Source organism: Bacteroidales bacterium (assembly GCA_035299085.1).
Lineage (GTDB): Bacteria > Bacteroidota > Bacteroidia > Bacteroidales > UBA10428 > UBA5072.
This window is the reverse complement of the sequence record DATGXG010000029.1, coordinates 17869-42074: the sequence shown is the minus strand read 5'-3', so window position 1 is coordinate 42074 and position 24206 is coordinate 17869. Positions and strand designations below refer to the sequence as shown.

16 protein-coding genes are annotated in these 24206 nt (G+C 44.9%); all 16 read right to left on the bottom strand.

What is annotated here, in order from left to right:
- Positions 1–49 precede the first annotated feature (49 nt).
- The gene (locus VK179_09490; protein HLO58962.1) at positions 50–1006 is read right to left on the bottom strand and encodes a hypothetical protein; all 957 of its coding nucleotides are present in this window, start codon (positions 1004–1006) and stop codon (positions 50–52) included.
- Complete coding sequence (locus VK179_09485; protein HLO58961.1) at positions 999–2324, bottom strand: asparagine synthase-related protein; 1326 nt, start codon at positions 2322–2324, stop codon at positions 999–1001. Before VK179_09485 ends, VK179_09490 begins: the two co-directional genes overlap by 8 nt.
- Positions 2325–2457: 133 nt before the next feature.
- Positions 2458–4089 (bottom strand): CRTAC1 family protein, encoded by a 1632-nt coding sequence (locus tag VK179_09480; GenBank protein ID HLO58960.1) that lies wholly within the window; start codon positions 4087–4089, stop codon positions 2458–2460.
- A gap of 10 nt (positions 4090–4099) precedes the next feature.
- Complete coding sequence (locus VK179_09475; GenBank protein ID HLO58959.1) at positions 4100–7618, bottom strand: FG-GAP-like repeat-containing protein; 3519 nt, start codon at positions 7616–7618, stop codon at positions 4100–4102.
- A 32-nt stretch (positions 7619–7650) separates the two neighbouring features.
- The gene (locus VK179_09470) at positions 7651–8742 is read right to left on the bottom strand and encodes an ABC transporter substrate-binding protein (protein ID HLO58958.1); all 1092 of its coding nucleotides are present in this window, start codon (positions 8740–8742) and stop codon (positions 7651–7653) included.
- 11 nt (positions 8743–8753) lie between these two features.
- Complete coding sequence (gene aroF, locus VK179_09465) at positions 8754–9608, bottom strand: 3-deoxy-7-phosphoheptulonate synthase (protein HLO58957.1); 855 nt, start codon at positions 9606–9608, stop codon at positions 8754–8756.
- 31 nt (positions 9609–9639) lie between these two features.
- Positions 9640–10929 carry an ABC transporter substrate-binding protein gene (locus VK179_09460; GenBank protein ID HLO58956.1) on the bottom strand — a complete coding sequence of 430 codons (1290 nt, stop codon included), beginning with the start codon at positions 10927–10929 and terminating at the stop codon, positions 9640–9642.
- Between the two features lie 9 nt (positions 10930–10938).
- Positions 10939–11514: a Rid family hydrolase gene (locus VK179_09455; protein ID HLO58955.1), complete on the bottom strand. Its 576-nt coding sequence runs from the start codon at positions 11512–11514 to the stop codon at positions 10939–10941.
- 37 nt (positions 11515–11551) lie between these two features.
- The gene (locus VK179_09450) at positions 11552–12733 is read right to left on the bottom strand and encodes a hypothetical protein (protein HLO58954.1); all 1182 of its coding nucleotides are present in this window, start codon (positions 12731–12733) and stop codon (positions 11552–11554) included.
- 28 nt (positions 12734–12761) lie between these two features.
- Positions 12762–14783: a hypothetical protein gene (locus tag VK179_09445; GenBank protein HLO58953.1), complete on the bottom strand. Its 2022-nt coding sequence runs from the start codon at positions 14781–14783 to the stop codon at positions 12762–12764.
- 1 nt (position 14784) lies between these two features.
- The gene (locus VK179_09440) at positions 14785–16188 is read right to left on the bottom strand and encodes a hypothetical protein (GenBank protein HLO58952.1); all 1404 of its coding nucleotides are present in this window, start codon (positions 16186–16188) and stop codon (positions 14785–14787) included.
- Positions 16189–16200: 12 nt separating this feature from the next.
- Positions 16201–17883, bottom strand: a complete 1683-nt coding sequence (locus VK179_09435; protein HLO58951.1) for a CRTAC1 family protein — start codon at positions 17881–17883, stop codon at positions 16201–16203.
- Between the two features lie 339 nt (positions 17884–18222).
- A complete protein-coding gene (locus tag VK179_09430) occupies positions 18223–19599 on the bottom strand; it encodes a HAMP domain-containing sensor histidine kinase (GenBank protein HLO58950.1) in 1377 nt (458 codons plus the stop codon).
- 2 nt (positions 19600–19601) lie between these two features.
- Entirely contained in the window at positions 19602–20276 is a 675-nt protein-coding gene (locus VK179_09425) for a response regulator transcription factor (protein HLO58949.1), read from the bottom strand.
- Between the two features lie 58 nt (positions 20277–20334).
- Positions 20335–21804 carry an L-fuculokinase gene (gene fucK / locus VK179_09420; GenBank protein ID HLO58948.1) on the bottom strand — a complete coding sequence of 490 codons (1470 nt, stop codon included), beginning with the start codon at positions 21802–21804 and terminating at the stop codon, positions 20335–20337.
- Positions 21801–24200: a glycoside hydrolase family 95 protein gene (locus tag VK179_09415; protein HLO58947.1), complete on the bottom strand. Its 2400-nt coding sequence runs from the start codon at positions 24198–24200 to the stop codon at positions 21801–21803. Before VK179_09415 ends, fucK begins: the two co-directional genes overlap by 4 nt.
- Positions 24201–24206: the final 6 nt, after the last annotated feature.

The following is a 24206-nucleotide window of genomic DNA, read 5'->3' as shown; positions in this document are numbered from 1 at the left end:
AGGTAAATTATAATTAAAAAATCAAACGCTGACAGTCCTTCGTGCACTGTCAGGTGTGAAGGGATGTATGGTTACATTCACAAACAATTTGTCCAGGTATCTCCTGAGTAAGATTCATTATGTTTAACCTTTCTGTTCTGGCAGTCAGGCAGTGATCACACGTTGAGAAAAGCCCGAGATCCCAAGTATCGGCAAATACCCTACCTTTTTGAAGACTGATTCCGTATTCAATCACCTTTTCAAGCGACCGGATATCAGGGGGTAAAAACATGCCGTCATTTTTCAGTTGTTCCATGACACCGTTTCCTCCCCTCACCGGTATTACCGTGCAACATTCAATACCCGCGCTAAACGCAAAATCAATGGATTTACACGCCCATTCAATACCTTCTTCTTCCGATGCAAATGGCGGCCGGAGAAGAATAAATGCACGCGACAGAACCGACAGGTTACTCAGAAATCCGACTGACTTCTTAAAATCGGAAAGGCTCATCCTCTTATTGAGTTTCAGCAGCATCCTGTCATCAGCGATTTCAAGCCCAATAGCCACATGTAAATCCGGTTTAAGCATTTTCCTAAATTCCTCAGTACGGTGGTTTATAAACACCGGGTGGCTTTCGACAATTACCGTTTCAAAGTCACTGAGCAAATCGGCAATCGCTTTGTAATCTCCGGGAGGTATCGCATTGGGGTCAAAAAAGCTGCCACTGTTATATAGCTTAATATGCTTTACACCGCTGATATGCGACAAAACATACTGAACTTGTGCAGGTATGGCGCCTGGCGTAACGGTTTCATCCAGTGTGTTTTTCCACAGGTCACACATGAGGCAGTGAAGAGGGCATTCCCTGTTTGTAAGGAACACTACAGCAGTGTCTTCAACAATGCCTTTTGAAGTTCTCTCCTTTTCTACCAGCCAGCCATAAGGTCTGAAGGGATCCACGATGTTTTTCGGACCCCTGTGTGAAATGATCCGGTTATTATGAATAATACCCGGATCATTCATACATCGAAAGGAATTGCTTCCTGTACACAATCTCTTTTTCAGGGAAAAGTTTTTTAAATGCTTTTCCTGAAGCGGCGCCATGCTGAAAACGTCTTTTCGGATATACAGGCATGTCCATACCGGTTACAGCTTTAACACCGGATGCTACAATGGAACCCTTCAGTTCATATAGTTTTTCATGATCCCAGTCAGTCATTTCAATGTAGGGTATACCCTCGGCTATTTCTATCACATTGGGCAGCGTATAGGGGCTGAAATCATCAAATCCGAGCATTTCTGCCGGTGCCAGTGTGCGGGTGATTCCACGGCTTAATCCGCCGGAATAGGTGAGTGAATGTTTTATTGATGCTACGCCCCAGCCCTCGTGATACAGCATAAGGTTATTCAGCACACTGCGGATGGTGAGCTCCGGGTTTTCCTCAATAGGGTAATCTTTAAGATTTTCATCGCCGCCTTCCCCGCTGATTACATATTTCCAATCAGGGTAACGGTTCCTGATGCCTTCGAGCAAAGCAAGGCTCATTGTAGCAGATTGTACATCAAGCGGCTTATAATCTTCCATGATCTTAACCGCCTTTTGCCAGTTAAGGCTGGAGAAATCAACCTCCACAGGCTCCAGGAACATTTCAAGTCCCAGTTTTTCCATGAAATCTCTTGCCTGCATTAGGTCTTGCCCGTCGCCATCCACGCTTAATGTAAAAGCTTTTAATCTTGAGGGACTCAGGCCCAGTTCGCGTAAGGCATGATAGGTCAGCAAGAATACGGATCCGCTGTCGATGCCTGCTGAAAAGCTGACACCAATGGGGCCGTTAACAGCATGGCCCGAAAGCCATTTCTTAATTTCATTATAGAGATTTCCGATATACAATTTGCCTATGGAAGACGGATCATCCGCAGAGAATCTATTGCGTTGCGGTGTAAAGAACCGGTCATACACCGGGTTAGGATCAGGGCAACCCAGCAGCTCAATTTTAGTTATATAATGAGCGGGTACCATTCGGGTATAAGAAGGGTGGAACTGGTCATCAAGACCTTCGCTGACTAGATATTTGTAGATTTCGTCAATCCTTTCGGCTACAACCAGGTTGGGTCCTGCCGCCCGTTTTGCAATGAAATACCGTAAGGGTCTGCTGATGGAACGGGCCATCCGAATTGTTTTACCGTCGACTGATAACAGGGCAAACTGTCCGTCAATCTTCCGAACAGCATCCACATCGCCGCTTTTAAGGATATTCACTGCCTCTTCATGCGACATATTGTAAATGATGTTCTTTTCCGGCTTCGTCAGGTCAATGACGCGTTCGATGTATTGGTTCATATCAATGTTATATTAAATGTTTTTCTTTCTATAATGTGCTAATTTGCCAATTTGCTAATGTGCTAATTATTGGCACATTGGCATATTGGCACATTAACACATTGGCACATTGGCACATTAACACATTAGCAAATTATTCTTTAATCACAATATACCTATCTCCTTCCACATTCTTCATCACTGTTTTTTTCCCGTTATTCCAGGTCACCTCAATCTGGTCGACTGTTTTTGATTTGCCGAGACCTACATGGATGCGGGGATCATTATTGCAAAGATAGGCGGTAGACCATTGGTTCACAAACTCCTGTTTTCTGCCTCCTGCAGTTACGGATACTTTTGCCGCAATGGCAGTCACAGGTCCATTCTTTCCTTCAAGTGTAATACCAAGCCAGTGATTGCCGTTTCCTCCGCTGTTATGCAGAAGAGATGCCGTAGCCTGCAAATCGACATGCGAAACGACGATATCCATACTGCCGTCATTATCATAATCACAAACGGCAAGTCCCCTCCCCGCCCGCTTTATTCCGAAATAATCCCCGTAAGTTGATCCGGTATTTTTGAAATGACCTTTACCGTCGTTCTCCAGTAAAACAGGCAGTTGAAGGATTAATTCCTCGGCAGTTCCATTGGCTGAAACGATATCTAGGTCGCCATCATTGTCAAAGTCGATAAAAGCACTTGCCCAGGCTCCTTTTCCAATCAATGCACCTGCCACTCCACTCGATTCGGTTACATCGGTAAACAGTCCGTTTCCCAGGTTTTTATACAATGCACCGTATTCAAGGTCGGTAACCAGGATGTCAATCAGTCCGTCCCCGTCAATATCCCCTATAGTGCCATGCATGGAACCCGTGCCCTTGCCTTTGCTGTTAGCAGCCACACCAATGGATACGCCCACTTCGTTGTAAACCCCTTTGTCATTCCTGAACATGAAGTTCAGCTGGTGATCATTTGCTTCAAAAATATCGAGGTCATTATCGTTGTCGTAATCATAAACCGTAAGTCCCATACATTTTGAATCTGGGAAATACAGGTTGTTCTTTTTAGTTACATCGGCAAAAGTTCCATCTGCCTGTTGTTCGTAAAGATAAGAAGCCTGTCCATTGTATTCTGAGGGGTGAGGCATCATTCCGGGAGTCTGCGTGGAAATATATTTCGGATCAAATGCAAGGAAATTGCCAACCATCACATCAAGCCGGCCGTCATGATTATTATCGAAAAACGACGCGCCGATGCTCCATTTTGTAAATCCATTCAGTTTTTCAGGGCCTTTTAATTTCAGTTTATCCGTGATATCCGTGAACGTGCCGTTGCCGTTGTTCCTGTAAAATACATTAGGCCCGTAATTCAGCAGGAACAGATCCTGGTCGCCGTCGTTATCATAGTCAATGGGGCTTGCGGCCATGCTCCAGTTATAGTCAACCAGCCCTGCCTTTACCGTAACGTCGGTAAAAGTTCCGTTGCCATTGTTTTTGTACAGCCTGTCAGGAGTGTTTTTGTAAATCTCACCTCCTTCATCGGATATTCCTTCAATGTAAGTGCCGTTAAGCATCAGGATATCCATGAGCTTATCGTTGTTGTAATCGAAGATGGTAATCCCTGATCCGCTGCTTTCGAGGATATTCTCGTAATGTTTATCGCCGAAGGTATATTTGAAATCAATACCGGCTTTTGAAGCCACATCGGTAAAACGTATCATTTTAACCTGGCCCTCTGAGCTCAAAGCCGATGCTATTAAAAATAAAAACAAAACAGTATGTCTCATCCGGCTCTTTTCAGTTAGTTCGTTTTTCCTTCAATGCGTTCAGATACCCCGAAGAAGTAACTACACGGGTATTGTATTCCTCGTTGTATTTCTTAAGCTCAGGCGTCTGCGGATAGGCGTCATGATTGGCCGGAGTATAACTTTTCATTCCGTGGAAAGGAAGTGGTTCCACCTGGTTGCCGAAGGCTGTGTTCAGATCACCGTCTTTAACCCAGCCCACACTGCGGATAAGAAAATCGCGTTTCCATCCTTTCGGCAACGGTGGTAATTGTTTCGCATCAAATTCAACTGTCATTTCATCCCCGGCATTGCTGATAACATACCGGTTATCCGGTTTTTCGAGCAATGGCATCACATTTCCGTAACGCGTGTACTTTCCGGAGAGGTCACGCCATTTGGGTTCCTTATCCACCTTTGAATAATCAAACCAGTGTGGTCCGTAACGTCCGCCCTTACGGTAACTTTTTGAAAATCCCCTGTAATGCAGGTCAGCTGATACCTTATTGAGGCTTGTATAGGTAACTGGCGCCTGTGGAATAGCATTGGAGAAGAAAGCATGATCCCAATAAACTTCCATATTGGTAACAATCTTCACCCGGTGATCATTCGAAAGAAATTTACCTGTCAGATCGACAATAACCGTCTTATCCTTGCCCATGGGGAATCCCAGGTTATCAATAACCGTTACCCATTTACCCGATTTGTTCAAAACCTGGATAACAGGAGCTGTGACCTTGAGTTCATCCGACTGTGAAAGAGCCATGTTGATGCTGGCATCGGTGGGGAAGATCCATCCCTGCAAATACAGAAGCAATGTGGCCGAGGAAGTTTTGCCAGGATCGAGAATCAGTTCATGAAGATTTACAATTCCCTGGTATTTATCGGGTGTGAAACCGGCCACATACACATCATCTTTCTCCCTGAGGCAGGGCATCATATCGTTTCCCTGCTCATCTACTGCAGTAACCGGCAGAATCGGATGTGCAACCTGCATCACCTTTTTTCCCGGGAATGGCGGGGGTGTGAATTGTTCGGGAATTAAAATATCGATAGAATCAGGGTGATCGGCAGCGATGAGTTCGAGTTCATCAAAGTAAATGGTTTCCCAGAGTTCCGAAGTCACCTGAACTGAATATACACCCTTTCTGGGCTTCAGCTGGTCGCCTGAAATCCTGATATAATCATCGGATGCATCGGCAAAGCCATAGGCCGTTGTTCCGCCCATGATGCCGAGTGGCATTCCCAGGGCACTTCGCCAAAGGATATCCTTGGCAAAGCCGTATTCAGCACCGTTCCATGTATACAGGAACGGACATGATCCTTTGAGTGTCTGAGCCTCAATAAGGGCCTGGTCCGAATTCGGCATGAAAATATTCTGCGGCACTCCGTTTGTCCAGGTAATGCGCACCACATCCGCCTGTTTTTTATTACCCAGTCCAAAATGCACATCAGGATCGGTAACCACAACGGTTTGATACAGTTCACCGGATCTGACCTCAACCTTCGCACCTATACCGAAGTGATTGTTCTTGGCGCTTCCCGCCTTTAATCCCATGAGCTTCATCTTGATATAGTGGTTGTTGTTTCCACCGTCATTGCGAAGCAAATAGAATTTACCATTCATACCGGCCAATGCCAGGTCAAGATCCCCGTCGTCGTTATAGTCGAAAATAGCGAGCTGGCGGGCAGCTTTGGGTTCTTCAGGCATGATCCCTTTTGTTTCGGTAAAATCACCTTTGCTGTTATTGTGCAGTAAAACAAGACCGCTTGAATTATCGGCAGATTCACCGGCAAGAATCAGGTCCTGGAAACCATCATTATCAAAATCAAGGAACCGGGCATCATAAACTTTTAAATTTTTGAAAGCTGTAAGCACAGATGAATTCTGGCGCCTGAAAGTGCCGTCATGATTATTTAAATAAAGAAGCTGACCGGTGCCGTTTACCGAGCCTACAAAAAGATCGAGGAAACCATCATTGTTGATGTCAGCCGTGGTCACCACTGATGAACCTCCTTCTGAAACAAGGCCGCTTGCTGAGGTAACGTCTTTATAAATTCCTTCGCGCTGGTTTGAAAACAGCACATTGCTGCCGGTTTCATTGCTGACAAACAGGTCGATATCACCGTCTTCGTCAAAATCGCCGAATGCAGCTCCGGCTGCTTTCATATTGGTTGCAGTAAGTCCCATTTTGGCAGCCTGCTCTGTGAATGTACCATCCCCATTGTTCCTGTAAAGGAAAATGCCGTTGGACTTCAGTTCGAGAAGATCGAGATCACCATCGTGGTCAGCGTCAAAAAACAACGGTTTATTACCCCCGGCATCCGAGGAGAGTTTTGCTTTTCCGGTTACATTGTCAAAGCTTGCTTTTCCTGCATTCCTGTAAAGCATGTTCCCTTCCTTACCCATCACGAATAAATCAAGGAAACCATCGTTGTCAAAATCGTCGAATCGCGACGCTATTTCATTTTCTTTATGATCCAATCCCGCTTTTGATGTGATATCGGTAAACCGTCCAAGATCATTACTCAGCAGAAAGTGTTTCGGCGTGCCCGCATCGCTTATCCCGGCATAGAGGTCAATATCGCCATCGCTGTCAAAATCGCTAGCCGAAATGTGAGTGATACCGCTTGTTCCCTGGATCACATCAAGACCGGCAGATACAGTGACATCGGTGTACCTGAGCGCTTCAAGTATTGCCCCCTGGTCCATTGTGTTGAGCTGCGATTGCTGATCGAAAGTAATAAGCGGAAACCCGATAAGCGAACCGCCTGGTCCTTTCAGATCCATCATTCCGGCCTGGTATGGAGCTGTTACTTTAAGGTAATTGTGGAATATGGTGAACTGGACAACCGCATTGGGTGAATCTTTCTTTTTAAGCAGCTGAAGGGTCGAGTTATAGTAAGGAGCAGCCTCTTTGGGAAAATCAGGATATTGCTTTTTAATAACTTCCAGCATGGCAACAGCTGAATCGTTCTCCTGTTTGCGGATAAAAACTTCAGTCAGGTTCAGTCGGGGCACCAGGTTTTCAGGGGCCTGATGAGTCAGTGCTATCAGGTATTCTTCACGCTGTTTTTGCGATTCAGGGTCATTTCGGCTAGAATAAATTTCAGTAAGTTCATAAAGAACTTTAATGTGACCAGGAGAAGTTTTCAGTGCTTCTTTCAGTTGAGAGATGGCTTTATCAATCTGATCCTCCATTTTGAATACCGTTGCAAGGATGAGCCTGATATCCGGATCAGCCGGATCAATTTCAACAGCCTTCAGAAGTTGCTTTTCCGCATCAGGATAGCGGGCCATTCTCAGGTAGGTGAGTCCCAGGTTGGCGTATCCCAGTTTTTCTTTTGGTGCCAGTTTAATGAATTTGAGAAATTGTTCCTCCGCCTCCGGAAGTTTGAATTCCTCAAGGTAAGCGAGACCAAGAGTTTTAATGGTTATCAGATCGGCAGGATTCTGGTTGTTATCTTTCTGTTTGCAGGCTGAAGCGAGCAACACGAGAACAACCGCAAGTGTAATTTTAATGCTTTTCATAGCTCAAAATTAACAAAATAATATAAGGCTGACTATTTGATAAATGCGACAGGCAAGCCATTCTGAACACGGCATACTACATTGAGATCCTTCCGGTTGCCATGCTCATCAAAGGCGATACGCCCGGTGACTCCTTCGCTGTCAAATGTCGTAATGGCTTCCTGTATTTTTTCCCTTTCAGAACTTTTACATTTTTTAATCGATTCAATAAGTACGTTCATGCCATCAAATGCAAATGCGGCTGAAAGGCCCGGGTAACTGCCATAGGTTTTAAAATATGCCTGCCTGAATTGCTTGATTTTTACTTCTGACCATAATCCGGAAGGGATTTGCAGCATATTATTCATATCGTTAAGTTGGCCTGCTTTTAAGACATTTTCATTAAGTACATTCAATGAGGCATACAAGGGCAAAGACAAGCTTTGTTCCTTAATGGCCCTGACAACTGCAGCTGAATTAAGAGGTCCTGCAAACAGTACAATACAATTTGCACCGCTCTTTTTGATTTCAGATATAAATACAGCCGGTTTATCCTTGTATGTTTCAAAGTTGAGTAAAACTGGTTTTTCATGCCGTTTTTCATCGGTTATCCTTTGGAAGGCTTTAACTGATTGTTTTGCCTCGTAGGAATCATCGGCTATGACAGCAATCCTGGCCGATCTATTCCTGTTATAAATATCGTTAATCAGCATATCAGCCTGTTCCAGGTCGGTTGGCACCACGTTGAAAAACCAGGGAACGAAAGCATAGGAAAGTGTAGGGTCTGAAGGCCATGCAGAAACAAAAACAGTTGTCGATTTGGTGGCAGCCTGTTCTACAAGGTGACCATTCCTGCCGTCATGGGTACCAAGCAACGCCCAGACTTTATCCTCAAAAATAAGGTCGACAGCCTGTTTAGATCCTGTTCCCCATGGGCCTTCCATGCTTTTCACAATAACCTGAAAAGGGCGGCCGTCAAGACCTCCCTTTTCATTTGCTGTTTTAACCGCCAGTTCGGCGCCTTGCCGGGCAGAGACGTATGTGTTATCCTGTATAAGGTAACCGATCTTAACCGGTTCGGATTTTTGAGCTATCAGCGAAAGGAAACAAGCAGCAAGTAAAAATATGCTTAATGGTAATTTCATGATACCATTGTTCAGATGCTCCTGTCGACTGCCCTGGCTATCCGGCCAAGATCATTCATGAGTTTACTGAATTCATTCAGATCGAGCGACTGTTGGCCGTCGCACAATGCTTCTTCAGGTTTGTAATGGACTTCCATAATCAGTCCGTCGGCACCTGCAGCCACAGCAGCTTTTGCAAGCGGTGGTACAAGGCTCCGGATACCAGTTCCATGACTGGGATCGACAATTACCGGAAGCGGAGATCTTGATTTCAATACAGGAACAGCGCTCAAATCGAGTGTATTCCTTGTTGATGTTTCGAACGTGCGGATACCTCTTTCACACAGCACAACCTGGTCATTGCCCTGGCTGAGAATATATTCAGCGGCCAGAATAAACTCTTCAATTGTAGCCATCATTCCTCTTTTCAGGAGAACCGGCTTACGGGTCATACCAATTTCCTTCAGCAGGGGGAAATTCTGCATATTGCGTGAACCTACCTGGAGCATGTCGGCATATTTGCTGACCATTTCAATCTGCCGGATATCGATAACTTCGGTAACCACAGGTAACCCGGTCTGATTGCTTATTTCCCTCAGCATCTTCAAACCCTGTTCACCGAGGCCCTGAAAACTGTAGGGTGATGAACGCGGTTTAAAAGCGCCCCCGCGAAGCATTTTCGCGTTGCCCTTCTTAACTGAGACAGCTGTTTCAGTGAGTTGAGTCATATTCTCAACTGCACAGGGGCCTGCGATAACAACTACCTGCTGACCCCCGAATTCTACGTCGTTAACTCTTACGATGACCGGATCTTTTTTTTCGGTTTCTTTTATCTTCAGAGGGACGGCGCACCCTGCCAGCTCTTTTCCGCTTACTATTGCTTCCATCCTTTTAGGTTTATCTTCTTAATTCAATATCCTACAAAACACTCTTTTTATAAGGCGGTGCAGGAGAGAATTCAAATTTACCATTTTTAATGTTAGCCACATAAATGGGGCGAATATTATTCCAGGTCTTGTCGAATATGATCTTTCCCGAAACGCCGTCGTAATTCTGGAATGTTTTCAGGTCGGTGAGGACGTCTCGGATTTTGGCCCTGTTTAGACCGGCCTTTTCAATCGACTTGATAATAATATTCATGCCGTCATAAGCATGGAGTGCAAACACATCCGGGTCCATGCCGAACCGTTTTTTATAAGCGGCCCTGAAGGCAGCCAGCTTGGGATCCTTTGAATCGGGATTATACTGGCAGGTAGTCATGACACCGTTTGCCAGGTCGCCGGCAATCTTTAAAAATTCGGGATTCACAATCCTGTCGGAGGCAAAAACAGGTTGATTCAATCCTTTAGCTCTCAGTTGCTGAAGGATCAGCGCTGATTCTTTCGGGTTACCCCAGATAACCAGTGCATCCGGTTTAGTTTCCTTAACCCTGTCGATCTGGGCCGAGAAATCGGTTTCACCGTCTTTAAATCGTTCTTCAATGATAATCGGATGGCCAAGCCTTGTGGCAGTTTTGTTGAAATGAACAACACCTACGCGGCCATACCGGTTATTTACCCTGATTACGGCCACCCTTTTGTACTTGGCTATTTCGAATACGTAATTCGACAGCACATAGCAACTCTGGCGGTCATCGGGAATTACCCTCACTACCCAGGGGATATTGGTTTCAGTGAATGTAGGATCAGGGTCACCGGTGCAAACCATCGGAATCTCGAGTTTCAGGGTTACGCGAATGGCCACATGCGAAACAATGTCATCAATCGAACCCAGCCAGCACCAGACACCCTCGTCATCCATTTTCACCACTTCGTTTGCAGCAGCCCCCCAAAGACCCACATCATTATGGATCATCATTTTATAGGGAACTCCTTTATAGCCGCCCTTTTTATTGGCTTCTTCCAGGGCAAGGGTGGCACCGTTCAGCATTTGTTTGCCATATGGTACGATGACCGAACCTTCCAGGGGCCCGAGAAACCCAATCCTGACTTCCTTTAACCCGGCAGGCTCCGGTATTTCGCGTCCGGCACCGTAAAATTGCATCGGGGTAAGGAAATGGTATTTATAAGCCTTGGTATAATTGTCATAAGCCACAAAATTATCGGGAATGTTCCCGTAATTCTTTTCAGAATATGACTGTGCCAGGGCGGTCATTGTTGATACCACCAGCAGCAAAAAGATGGCAATTGATTGCAAGACAGGTTTCATAACAGTGCGTTATTTTATTTTACAAACTGCATATACTTCAATCTCATAAAGCAGGGTTTCCCAGCAAAGCCTTGCCTGTATACCGGTGCTTGCGGGCAACGGGTCCAGTTTCATCCAGTTATAGAAAGTGGTCCTTATTCTGTTGAATTCATCATAATCGCGTTCAATATCCCTTAAATAATTGGTGGTTCTTACCACATCGTGCCATGTCATGCCTTCAGCCGTCAACAGGGTTGTTATATTGCGATAGGTACGCCATACCTGTGCCTTGAAATCGCCGATGTATTCAGGTTTTCCGTCTTCATTGACACTGGCGGTTCCTGAAATCAGCATGATTTTATAGCCGCCGAATTCGAGTTTAAGGGCCCTTGAAAAGGATGATGGCTTCTGATAATCATAGGCTTCATTCAGCGTGTTGGGAATATGAACGGCATGTTTTTCAATCGGGGGCCTGTCTTCATGTACCTTTGGGTAGATGTAATCTATGATTGCCTGTTCCGAACCAAGAATTCCCAGTTTTTTCATCTCTGCACGCTCGCCGTCAGTCAGCCTGTTGAGATCGATCAGTACCTTATTTTTCTCCATTGTATCAGTTAATTTTAGGTTTAATTTCTTTGTTTGGTTAATTGATTACTTCACCGCGGCTAACGCCTTTTGAAGTGGCAACCCATACTACGTCTCCCTTTGCATCGGCATTGATTACAAAACTGTGAGCTATGCAGGGTTTCATCGGTATCTCAGTTTTTTCAGTTCCCGATGTGATGATAGCCACACCGTTTTCGTCATTTTCATTCCTTTTATAGGTTACCCAGGTTTTACCGTCTGTGGTGCTGAGGCCCTTGTCAGTGCAGGCATAGGCTACACGGCCGTTAACCCTCATGAAATTGATGAAATTGCTGGCCAAACCGCTGTCATGATCATAATACCCGGTCCAGTTTTTGCCGTCGTAACGGCACATTCCAAAGTAACTGGATACCCAGAGAATCCCGTTTGCATAGGCCGTTGCCGTTGTAATATCATGAACGGGCCCGTCATTGGGCAGCAGGTCAATTTCCATAAATCCGTCCGGATCGGTATAATCCCTGAAATGCTTCTCTTTTTTGTCATATTCGATAATTCCTCCTCCCCAGGCAGCAATATACACCTTACCATCACCAACGCTTAATGCATAGGTCCAGGGCTCATGCATAGGGGCATTGATCTCGGTAAAAATTTCCCACTGTTTGGTGTAGGTATCATAATGTCCGGCTCCTCCTCCAGTGGCAATCCAGATGTCCTTTCCATCGCAAACCACATTGTAAACCAGGTCATTAGGCATCCCGCTGTTAAACTGGTTGAATGTCTCAAATTTACCTCCCGACCACCGGGTAAGTCCGCCAAGGGTCCCAATCCAGACATCGCCTGTTACAGGGCTTACATCCACCGACACGATACCATTGTGCGAGAGGCCGTCTTTGGTTGTATATACCTTCCATTTATTATCCTGGTATACAGCCAACCCGTTGTGGGTGCCTACCAGAACGCGGTCACCGTCAATTTTTACTGCATAAACCTTATCTGAAGGCAGCCCGTCTTTTGTGGTAAAGTTCTTCCAGTTGCCGTAAACAGGCATTCCGTTAGCTGCTTTTATTGACTTTGTAGCTGAAGGTCCTTCCACATACGCGTCTTTTCCGGTTGTTCCTTCCGTGTTCGATTCTCCCGTTCCTTTTCCAGAATTGGCATTTTTACATCCTGTCAGCAGAATGGCCGAGAAAACAAGGACTGTAACAGCAGCAAATCCATATTTCAAAACTCTCGATTTCATAGGTTACTTAGATATGGTTTATAAAAGGTTATTTTTTATTTCGTTCCATGTCCGCTTTCTCATACTCCGGTGCCCGTAACGATTTCAGGTATTCTACCAGGTAGTTGAGTTCCATTTTTGTCAGGTCATTTACGGCTCCGTGTTTTTCCGTTTTTCCGTACAATGTCCATATTTCCTCCAGTGTCTTTGCCCTTCCGTCATGGAGGTAAGGTGAAGTGGCATAGATGTTATTCAGGTGAGGCGTATCAAACAGTATACTATCATCGGTTCTGGCAAGCGTACCCACATAGAAAGGCTTACGGTTCGTATAATACGGGGCGGGATGACAGGTTACACACCGGTTTGCTTCAGGAATTTCGGTACCATTTGTCATATGGGTGCGTTCAAAGATTGCCTTGCCTTTCTTCTGCATCTCTGTAAGTTCACCGTGAGGATTGAACTGCAGGTTCGGTGGATACTTGATTCCAGTATAGATATAGGCGACAATCGCATCGAGGTCATCGTAATTAAAGGCTTCATTACGGGTAAGAACCGTTGAAAACCTCATTCCGTCCTGCTTATAGGCAGTCTGGTTTTTACCGTTCCATTTGAAAGGAGAAGTATGAAAGATATCACGGAGCGACTGTGTATTGGTGACATTGCGGCCCATATCCTTTGAAGCCATATTATAACACAGACCATCCTCATTTACATCGGGATGACAGGTATAGCAGGAATATTGTGTCTGAAATGTACCTCCCGCACTATTCAGCACTTGTCTGCCACGTCTCGGTACAGTCACCCTCTTCGGTCCTCCCAGGCTTATGGTTCTTTCAACTTCAAGGTTTTTGGTATCAATCACTGCAATGCGGTCATTCAAATGTTCAGCCACATACACTTTTGATCCGTCAGGTGAAATGGTCAGTCCTTTGGGGTTAGGACCCGTTTTTATCCTCCTGATAACAAACCGGTCAGCCAGTCCCAGGTAATCGGAATAGGCATTCAACACTTCATCCGGTGTATGGCTGATAATATTCCTGACTGAATCAATATTGATTACGGAAACATAGTCGACGCCTGAGCTTGATATAAAAGCTTCTTTACCGTCGGGTGTAATAACAATATCAAAAGGATCTGCAAAATACTGGTTCGGCTCATCCATCAATAATTCAATAATACGGCCGCCATTCTTCATTTCAATGATTCCGAAACCGTTTGTCATCATCCAGCCGCGATCAACCTGGAGCGTGGGAACATTGTTTTTAGGGCGGATAAGCGGGAAAAAGGCAAGGTCGCCCTGGGGAGTAAACGCCACGTTCTCCATCAGGTAGGCATCTTTAATATGCAACCGGTTGGATACCTTCTGGGTCTTATCGTCAATAACAGTCATTTCACATGAAAGAGTATCATCATAAGGTAATGACTGTGAGCGGCGGCTGGTTATCAGCAACTGGCTGCCATCAGGACTTGGCTGTATACCGGTAGGGTTATTGCCAAGATCAAGACGTTTAATTTCGTCACGGGTTTTAAGATCAATAACCGATAGATTGGAGGTATAGGAATTAACTGCATACAGGTAATGATTATCGGCACTTAATGCAACGCCGGCAGGACCGTCACCGGTTTTCAGTGTATCAATGACTCTGTTATTCTTCAGGTCGATTACAAAAACACATTCTGCCCACTGGTTGCTGACATATGCCAACGTTTCATCTTTATTAAGCACCACGCTGTGAGGCCTTTCACCGACTTTGATTTTATCGGTTACCTTCCCTTTTTTCGCATCCACAACAAGCAGGTAGTTGCCCTCTTCGGCCACCACATAAAGTTTTGACCCGTCTTTTGTACCGACAAGGTTGAACGGTGAATAATAGTCCGCATTCACCATATTATAGACCATACCTGATGATGTCTGGTACAAGTGGCAACGCGTGCAAAGAAGCGGATGATCCTCGGTGTTTGTAATATAGTTAACATGTGCCCTTGCCCATTTATGTGCTTTAGGCAGATAGAAAGCGCCTGCAATGATGAGAATCGCGAAAAATGCCAGGAATATGTAAAGTTTCTTCATACTATTCTAATTCAACTTCTTTTTCAAACATTTTAATTACAGGTACGCTTACAGGATCTTTTTTAACCGCTTTGGGAACCCTGTTCATGGGAGCAACTTCCTCATCCACACCGAATCCCACAAAGCCTCTTCGCTCATTCGGCCTCAGCCACAACCAATCAGAACCTGAATAGACAACCTTATTTCTTTCATCAAGAGTCTGTATCCGGAAAGGCATATCGGCAATTATTTTCAGGTATACAGATCCGTCACTTTCAACCGGTATAATTCCAAGCGAGGAATCAATACCCATTACCTCAATTTTAACTGCTTTCTTTGATAACGGATCCATGATACCAATGCCTTTAAAATTGATATCCTGGCACATGATAAGTCCGGTTTTCACTCCCATATCCACCTCACTGGGAAGTTTTTTGGGTCGTTGGTGCACATCAACCTGTAATGCATCAACCACATCAAATCCGTTGGATGAAAACACATTCTTAACCGGCTTGCCTGTTGTTTTGTCAAGTTCATACACCGCATACGAACTGCCTGAGCCTTCATTATAGGTCACCAGCAGATTTCCGTTCAGTGAAGGGAATACCGAACTAAAATTACCTTTATTATCGGAGCTCACCTGTTGACGTGAATGAAGCGGCCTGTTATACCGGACGGATATAATTTCTGATTTTCCGTTTGCATCCGATTCAATGAAGTATACTTTTTCGTCAGCTTCATGGCTTCTTGATATCAAGGATGTACCCGGTGCGCCTTTATAAAAGATATCAGCTTTTGTACCGTCAGGACGCAAGGCAACCAAAGAGGGATTTTGCTGTTCCGGTGCAATCTCTTTCGAAACAACCAGTAATCTTCCGTCTTTCAGCACAGTGGTCGCAAAATCGGCATACGGATGAAATGTTATCTGCTGCATTCCAGAGCCGTCGGCGTTGCATACATACAATTCATAACCTGTTTTAAGTGAACTATCTGACGGAGTTACATTTTTGGTGAAAATGACCTTATCAAGCGGCAGAAAAACAGGATCAGTGCAGTTACCGTCGATATTTAAAACCTGCCTGTATTTCCGGCTTTTAAGATTCATCTCGTAAATCTGCCATGGGTCGGATTGTTTTTTCTGACCGGCAAAAACAATGCGATCGCCATCCCATGAAATATCAGGTGAACAGGCTGAATAAAAATCTGAAGTCAGTATTTTCTCCGATGAAGCTTTACCTGGATCAACAATGGCAATCACGGCCCGGGGAATATATCGCCAGTTTTCGCCTGTAAGCATGTTTGGTGTTGCCTGACCGGAAGGGACTTTCGTAATGATAAGCTTACCAACGGGTGGCTTACCGCATGAAGCTAAAATCAGCAGGAAACAGAGAGCAAGTATGTAAGCAGGAAATCGGTTTTGTTTCATGAAAAATTTACTTTATTGTTCCTTAATCTGGAGAATCTGGTTGGCCTTTACATTTTCGAGAGTCTGGACTTTTCCTGAAGGCCACCTGACTTCCAGTTTCTCAACGACATTATTTTTACCCAATCCGAAGTGCAACCGGGGATCATTCTGAGATAAATAACCTACAGTGCCTCTCTTTTCAGTGACCTGGGTTTTTCCGCCTGATGTAACAGACACCCTGGCGCCTATACCATCGCGGTTACTTTTTGTGCCGGTGAGGTTGATGATGAGCCAGTTATTCTGATTCCCCTTGTTATTCCTGAGGAATTTGCTTTGAGCATTGAGGTTCACGATAAATATGTCAAGGTCGCCGTCGTTGTCATAATCGCCGATACAGGTGCCACGGCCAACATATTCGCCTTTGAAGAATTCGCCAAGGTCAAGAGAAGCATCTTTGAATTTGGCATCGCCGAGATTTTCAAATAACTGGGGTTCATGGCCGTAAAGATGTTTCAGTGCACCATTGGTCTTGTAGATGTCCACATCACCGTCGTTATCAAAATCAATGAATGAGGAAGACCAGCCTACAAATTGTGCGGCGGCTGATGAAATACCTGCAGGCATTGCTTTATCGGAAAATACGCCATTTCCCATATTTTCATAGAGTGAACAATACGTATCGTCTGATACAAAAATATCAAGCATCCCGTCGGCATTATAATCGGCGAAATCAACCGACATGCTCACCGTAGCTTCACCACCCTGGCTGAAAGCCGTTCCTGATTTTGTACCGATATCGGTGAAATGCTTTCCGCCTTCATTATGCCACAGGTAATTCAGGGTATGGTCATTGGCAACATACACATCAACCCAACCGTCGTTATCCACATCGGCAGCGCCAACACCCATTGAACGCCCATCTTCATCCACAATACCCATAGCGGCAGTTACATCCGAAAAAGTTCCGTCACCGTTATTGTGATATAATACATCTGGTTCGGCATCATAGGCCATGGGTGGCGGGAATCCGTCAGGAGCGTAATAATATTTATAATTCGGGTCAAATTCGAGGTAATTCCCTACATACAGGTCAAGATAGCTGTCATTATCATAATCGAACCAGACAGCACCCACGCTGCAGGTATGATCTCCGGCCACTTTGGCTTTCTCAGTTACGTTGGTGAAAGAACCATTGCCTTTATTCAGGAGCAGTACGTTATAGCCGTAATTGCAGATATACAGATCGGGGTATCCGTCGTTGTTAAAATCGCCGGCTGTAGCTCCCATACTGTACCAGGGACCGCCCACATCGGCTTTCTTTGTTACATCTTCAAAGGTACCGTCACCGTTGTTCCTGTAAAGATGATTATGCGGCATCACTTCCGGCTTTTCACTTTTGGTGAAACCTTCCACCCACGTGCCACTGCAGACATAAATGTCGATAAAACCATCCTGGTTATAATCGAGGAAAGTGGTTCCGCCACAGCTCGATTCAACGATGTTGTTCAGTTCGGGTCCACCGATCGAATGAACAAAATCAAGACCGATGCTTTGACCGATTTCCTGGAAATAATCCTGGTTGGCAGTTGGAACAGTAAGTTTGCGGTTATCGGAATGACAGGCATTCAAACCGGAAACAACGATTAAAATGAAGAAGGTGTGCCGTAAATTTGAGGCCAGGGCATAAAAAACCTGTGTTGATACTTTACGTGCCATATGATTTAGCCTTTAGAGTTAATAAGATTTCGATTCAGGAGAGTGACATTGAAAGACATAGTTATTTCAGGGCCGTAAATATATCAAGTTTTTGTAATTCTCAGCTATGATAAAATGATTGACAATTCGAATTTTAAGGTTGCACAGGCAAGATCTGTTTTCTTAAACTATCATTCAGCATACAGATCTTACCTATACTCCTTAAACCCTAATTTCTTAATTGTCGAAAGAACGTTTCAAATTTATGTAAGTCTTTAACCGACTTGTGTAACCATGCGTAACAAGTATACAACAGCGGTATTAAAACCGGATTAAAAGCAAATTAAAAGGCTATTAATTTTAGGCATTTCCCGAAGTAGGAAAAGACAGGGATACTATAGTTCCTTTACCTTTTTTTGAGGTGATTTCGATATGACCGTTGTGCATTTTCACAACCCGGTTTACGAGTGAAAGGCCTATTCCCGTTCCGTTGTAGGTCTTGGCATTCGCCCCCCTGTAAAAGGGTTCGAAAATTTTCTTCTTGTCCTCTTCTGAAATTCCAATGCCCCGGTCCTCCACAAGAATAGAAACCAGATTGTTTTCGCGTCTCAATAATACATTTGCAGTATGATCAGGAGAGTATTTGCAGGCATTGTCGATTATATTAATTACGGAAGTCTTCAGCAGGAATTCATCCCCGCTGACAATCAGTTGTTCCATATCTTCAATCGATTCATCAATCGAAATGTTGATATGCCTGTCTTTATTGAATCGCATAATATCTTCTCTTGCCTGCCAAAGAATCTCGTCAATCCGGATATCTTTTTTGAAGTTCACCGGACTTTCAGCACTTGTCCTGGCAATAAGCAGTAATCCGTTAGCCAGGTCGATCATGGCTTTTGTATCTTCAAAAACCGATGTGATGGCAGTTTTGTATTCTTCAACAGTACGGTCTTTCATTAACAACACATCAAGCTGACCGTTGATTGAAGTAAGCGGAGTGCGGAGTTCATGGGAGGCATTCGAGATAAAATCCTTCTGCATGCTGAAAGAAGTTTCAAGTCGTTCCAGCGTTCGATTAAATGTTTTGGCCAACCGGCCGATCTCGTCTTTGCCGTTTCCCTCCCTGACACGAAGATTAAGGCTTGTAACCGTTATTTCATCCACCCGGGAAATTACATCGGAAATTGGTTTCAAAGCCCTTTCAGAATAGTAGCGTCCCCCAAAATAAAACAGGATAAGGCTGAACAAACAAACAGATATCAGAATGATCTTTAACCTGCCCAGGTAGGAATAACCATCAATATCAACTGCAGCCGCAATGACCACGTACTGATCATGATCTATTCTGTAGGTGCTGGTTAATACGTCATTCACTCCGTCTTTATAGGTCACCTCCCTGCCCTGCCGCGCATTTTCAAGTACATCATAACGCAGGTGGATTTCATTTTTTCTGTCCGTTGTGAACACAGTGTCATCCAGAACATCTAAAATGATGATCTTTTCATTGTTCAGCTTAACAGGAGTCCTTCTTTCAAGTTCTTCAAGTCGTTTGGCCGATATCATTTTATCCTCAAGGATGAGGCTAGCCGTCATGCGTGCTTTGTTCCTGAGACGATCATAAAACGTGTCGCGGCGGTAATCGGCCGACAGGTAATAGATCGCCACGGAAGCCATAATCATAATGAAACCCCCGATCAAAAGAAACTGAAGAGTAAGGCGGGTTCTGATCTGCATAGCTATTCTCCGAAAATATACCCGAAACCTACTTTCGTATGGATGAGCCTGGTCGGAAAACCTTTATCAATCTTTTTCCTGAGGAAGTTGACATACACATCCACCACGTTGGTTCCGAAATCAAAATCAATATCCCACACATTTTCCGCAATATCGTTTCGTGAAAGCACTCTTCCCTTGTTGCGCATAAAATATTGCAGAAGCATGAATTCCTTTGCTGTGAGCTCAATTGAAACATTGCCCCTGGTGGCAATTTTATTATCGATATTCAGCTCCAAATCTCCGACTACCAGCTTGTTGGCTTCTTTCGGCATTTGTTCAGCTTTCCTCAATAACACTTTTACACGGGCCAGCAATTCCCTGAATTCGAAAGGCTTAACCAGGTAATCTTCAGCTCCTGCTTCAAAACCCATAATTTTATCATCCGTTGTTCCCAACGCCGTAAGCATGAGTACAGGAATATTTTCATTGTGCTGTTTCAGTTTTCGGCAAAGATCCAGTCCGCTTATTCCGGGGATGATTACATCAAGTATGTACATATCATACCTGTACAGCCTGGCAAGTTTTTCACCCGAAATGCCGTCATAGGCAATTTCTGCCTCAAAGTTATTCTCTTCGAGGCCCTTTTTTATAAAGGAAGCCACTTTGGGCTCATCTTCAACTATCAATATCCTCATTCCGGGATTGTTTCGGTTTCAGACAACGAATTTACATCAATTTGATCAATTCGCAATTTCACCTTCCGGAGAGTACTGTTTTCCGATAGTTTTTGTATAAAGAATCATACAATGCCACAGTATGATCCGGATCGTATTGTGTCATCGGGCATCGCATGTGATCAACCGCTTCGGTAAGTGAGGAGAATATATTTACCCCGGTCATGGCTACCATGGCGGCACCAAGCGCTGTAGCTTCTGTGACATACGGAACGTTTACCTGCATACCGGTGACATTGGCCCTTATCTGGTTCCATAAGGCGTTTTTTGATCCGCCGCCGGTGCAGATAATGGAGGTGGAGCTGAATCCTCCTGAATGCTGCAACTGCTCAATGCCGAACCGCGCATAAAAAGCCAGTGCTTCGAGAGCTGCCCTGTAGATATGGGCACGACCGGTTTCATTTGTGAAACCTGAGATGGATCCAGGTTTTCCGGATAAACCTCCTGTAAATATCTCGGGAATTATTGTCAGTCCATTGCATCCCGGGGCAATTGCTGATGATTCCTCAATTATAGCATTGTAATTGCCGGCAAAATCACTATAAATAAGTCGGCTGATCCATTCAAGAAAGCCTGATCCGACCCATTGCACACCCAAATCAATCACACCCGGAACAGCATCCCATTCCATAGTAATGGCCGACTGAGCACCGGGCATTGTTATGAATTGCTCCATGGCCCTGACCATTAGAATTTCCCATGTGCCCGAACTGATTACCGGTTGATTGATGCCTGCACCTGAGCCCAGTACGGCAAATTGAGTATCATGTCCTGAAGCTATAACTGGAATACCAGGGTTAAGTCGCATTTCAGCGGCTATCTCAGGTAACAACCTGCCAATGGAGGTACCCGGCTCAATGAGATTCGGAAAAACGGATGGGTCCAGACTGAACTTCTGAAGAATTTCAGTGCTGAAGGTTCGTTTTCGCAAATCAGTGAGCATTGTAGTTCCGGCCATGGTAGTGTCGGTGCAGAATTCACCTGTCAGGCGGTGAATAATAATGGAAGGCATAAGCAAATAGAAATCCATCGAATCCAGCACATCAGGCCTGTTTTCCTTAAACCAGATCAATTTGAAAAGCGTGTTGAAATGGTATGATTGGAGACCGGTTACTGAATAAAGCTCATCCTTTCCGAAATACCGGCCGCTATGTTGCATGGCATTTTGGGTTCTGGGGCATTGCCATGAAATCACTGGGTAGCATAATGAGCCGTCTTTTTTCACCGGGGCTCCGTCCACTCCGAATGAGGTAACTGTAAGAGCGGTGATCTCAACGTTTTCTGAAACGGCCGTCACAGCCCGGACACAACGGACCATTTTTGCGAGTATTTCACCGGCATCCCAAATCAGGCCATCTTCAAAAAAAATATCAGGGGATACTTTGTTTACAATGGAATGCGTTGCTACAACCTGTCCTTCCTCATCAACAAGGCAGGCCTTCACATTCGTTGCACCGCAGTCAAGGACAATGACTCCCTTTTTTTTCATTGAATTGTAATCAGGTGCGTTTCTCCTTTATTTAAATTCAGGTCAATTGATTTACCCGGTGCGGTAATAACTTTGCAGGGATTGCCTGCTTTGCTTGTGATAAGCGCTTCGGTGAGCTTGTGATCTTTCCATTTCAGATCAACAACAAAGCCACCGCGTGCGCAAAGTCCTTTCACTGAACCTTCATTCCATGCATCAGGTAAGGCAGGTAAAAGAGTGATTATCCCGTCGCCCGACTGAAGCAGCATTTCAGCAACCGCTGCCGCACCTCCGAAGTTACCATCTATCTGGAAAGGAGGATGGGCATCAAACAGGTTCGGGTAAGTTCCGCCGCCCTCACCATAATTGGTTCTCATGCCATCAGGATCAACATATTTCAGAAGTTCCCTGTACATTTTATAAGCATGGTTGCCGTCCTGTAGCCTTGCCCACAGGTTTATCCGCCAGCCTTTCGACCAGCCCGTTGTTTCATCACCTTTGATCTCAAGAGTTTTTCTGCAGGCATCGGCCAGTTCGGGGGTTATAAGGGGCGATATCTGGTGACCGGGATACAAGCCGAAAAGATGGGATTGATGCCTGTGCTTAGGGTCTTCATCATTCCAGTCATAGTACCATTCCTGAAGGTTTCCATTTTTTCCAATCGTGTAAGGATGCAACTGCCTGATTGCAGCATCAACTTTTGAAACAAACTCCGGATCGGCATTCAGCAGTTTTGCAGCATCAGCAGCCTGTTGAAGACAGGCCCGTGCCATAGCCAGATCAGCGGTTCCACCGTACAATGTAGCGCCATGATATCCCTGGAAATTCACATATTTGTTCTCAGGAGAGGTTGAAGGTGCTGTGATGAGCTTACCTTCTTTATCCGGTACGAGCCATCCAAGGCAAAACTCCGCTGCACCCTTCATCAGGGGATATCCTGTGCTCCTGAGCCAATCTGTATCCTGCGTAAAAAGATAATGTTCCCACATGTGGGTACTCAGCCATGCACCGCCCATATACCAGTTTGCCCACACCGGGTCTCCGTTACCAAAATCTCCGACAGGATTGCTCATTGCCCAGATATCCGAGTTGTGACAAGCCATCCAGCCATTCACACCCAGAAAGGTTTTTGCTGTCACCTGGCCCGTTTGGGACAGATTATGAATGAAAGTAAGCAGGGAAGCATGCATTTCCGAAAGATTCGTATTTTCGGCAAGCCAGTAATTTTCCTCAAGATTTATATTTATTGTGTAATTAGAGCTCCATGGCGGCCTGATATAAGGATTCCATAGGCCCTGCAGGTTGGCCGGCACACCCTTTGTTCTTGAACTGCTGATTAGCAGGTACCTGCCGTATTGAAAATACAACACTTCCAGATTTTTGTCCTCTTCACCTTTGGCATATCTCTTTAACCGCTGATCGGTAGGCAGATCAGGCGCCGTTGTAGGTCCCAGGTTTAGATCCACCCGGGTAAAATATTTCTGGTAATCGGTAATATGCTCCTCCAGTAGCTTTTTGTATGACTTGTTTTTTATGTCCAATACCTGGTTAAGTGCAATATTCTTATGATCGAGGCCCTCCTTCACCGGATCCTTATCGAAACCGTTAAAGCTGGTGGACACCGATATAATCACCTCTGCATGACTTCCATTTGCAATTCCAATTGTACTGTCGGTTTTTACCAATTGCCCGTCATTATTGCGGATCACAACATAGGTTGAAAACCGGGTGCCTGCGTTTTCGTCAAAAACTACAGCATCCTTCATATCCCCAAGGTAATTGGGCTTGGCAACACCAGGTGCATGGCCGGTGACATAGATCTCACCATTGCCTGTGCTCACGCTATTTTTCAGTAGGGATTTGAATTTTAAATTGAAGCTAAGGGCACCTTTCTGACTGGCAGTGAGTTTTATCACCATGGCCCGGGCAGGACATGAAACAAAATACTCCCTTGTAAAGTGAACATCCCCTATTGTATAGTTTACCCGGGATATTGCCTCAGAAATGTCCAGTTCACGGCGATAGTTTTCAACCCCGTCTTTTGTATTGAAATCAATGAACACGGTTCCAAGGGGAGCATACGATTCTGAAAATTTCCCCTGGATCTTATGCTGCAGTTCATCCGCAAGTTTGTAATCTTCATTCTTAAGTGCCTCACGTATCGCCGGGATGCTCTTGTATGCTTCCGGATTCATATTGGGGTTAACAGGTCCTCCTGACCAAAGTGTGATATCATTCAGGTATATTTTGTCGGTGGCAGTGCCGCCAAAAACAGAGGCTCCCATTTTTCCGTTGCCAAGCACAAGGCTTTGTTCGAAATATTCAGCAGGCTTGTCATACCATAATTTGTGACGTGATTGTGCAGATATGTTCAGGAACAGAGCGGCGAAGAAGAAAAATAAACAAATCCGGATCATAATTTT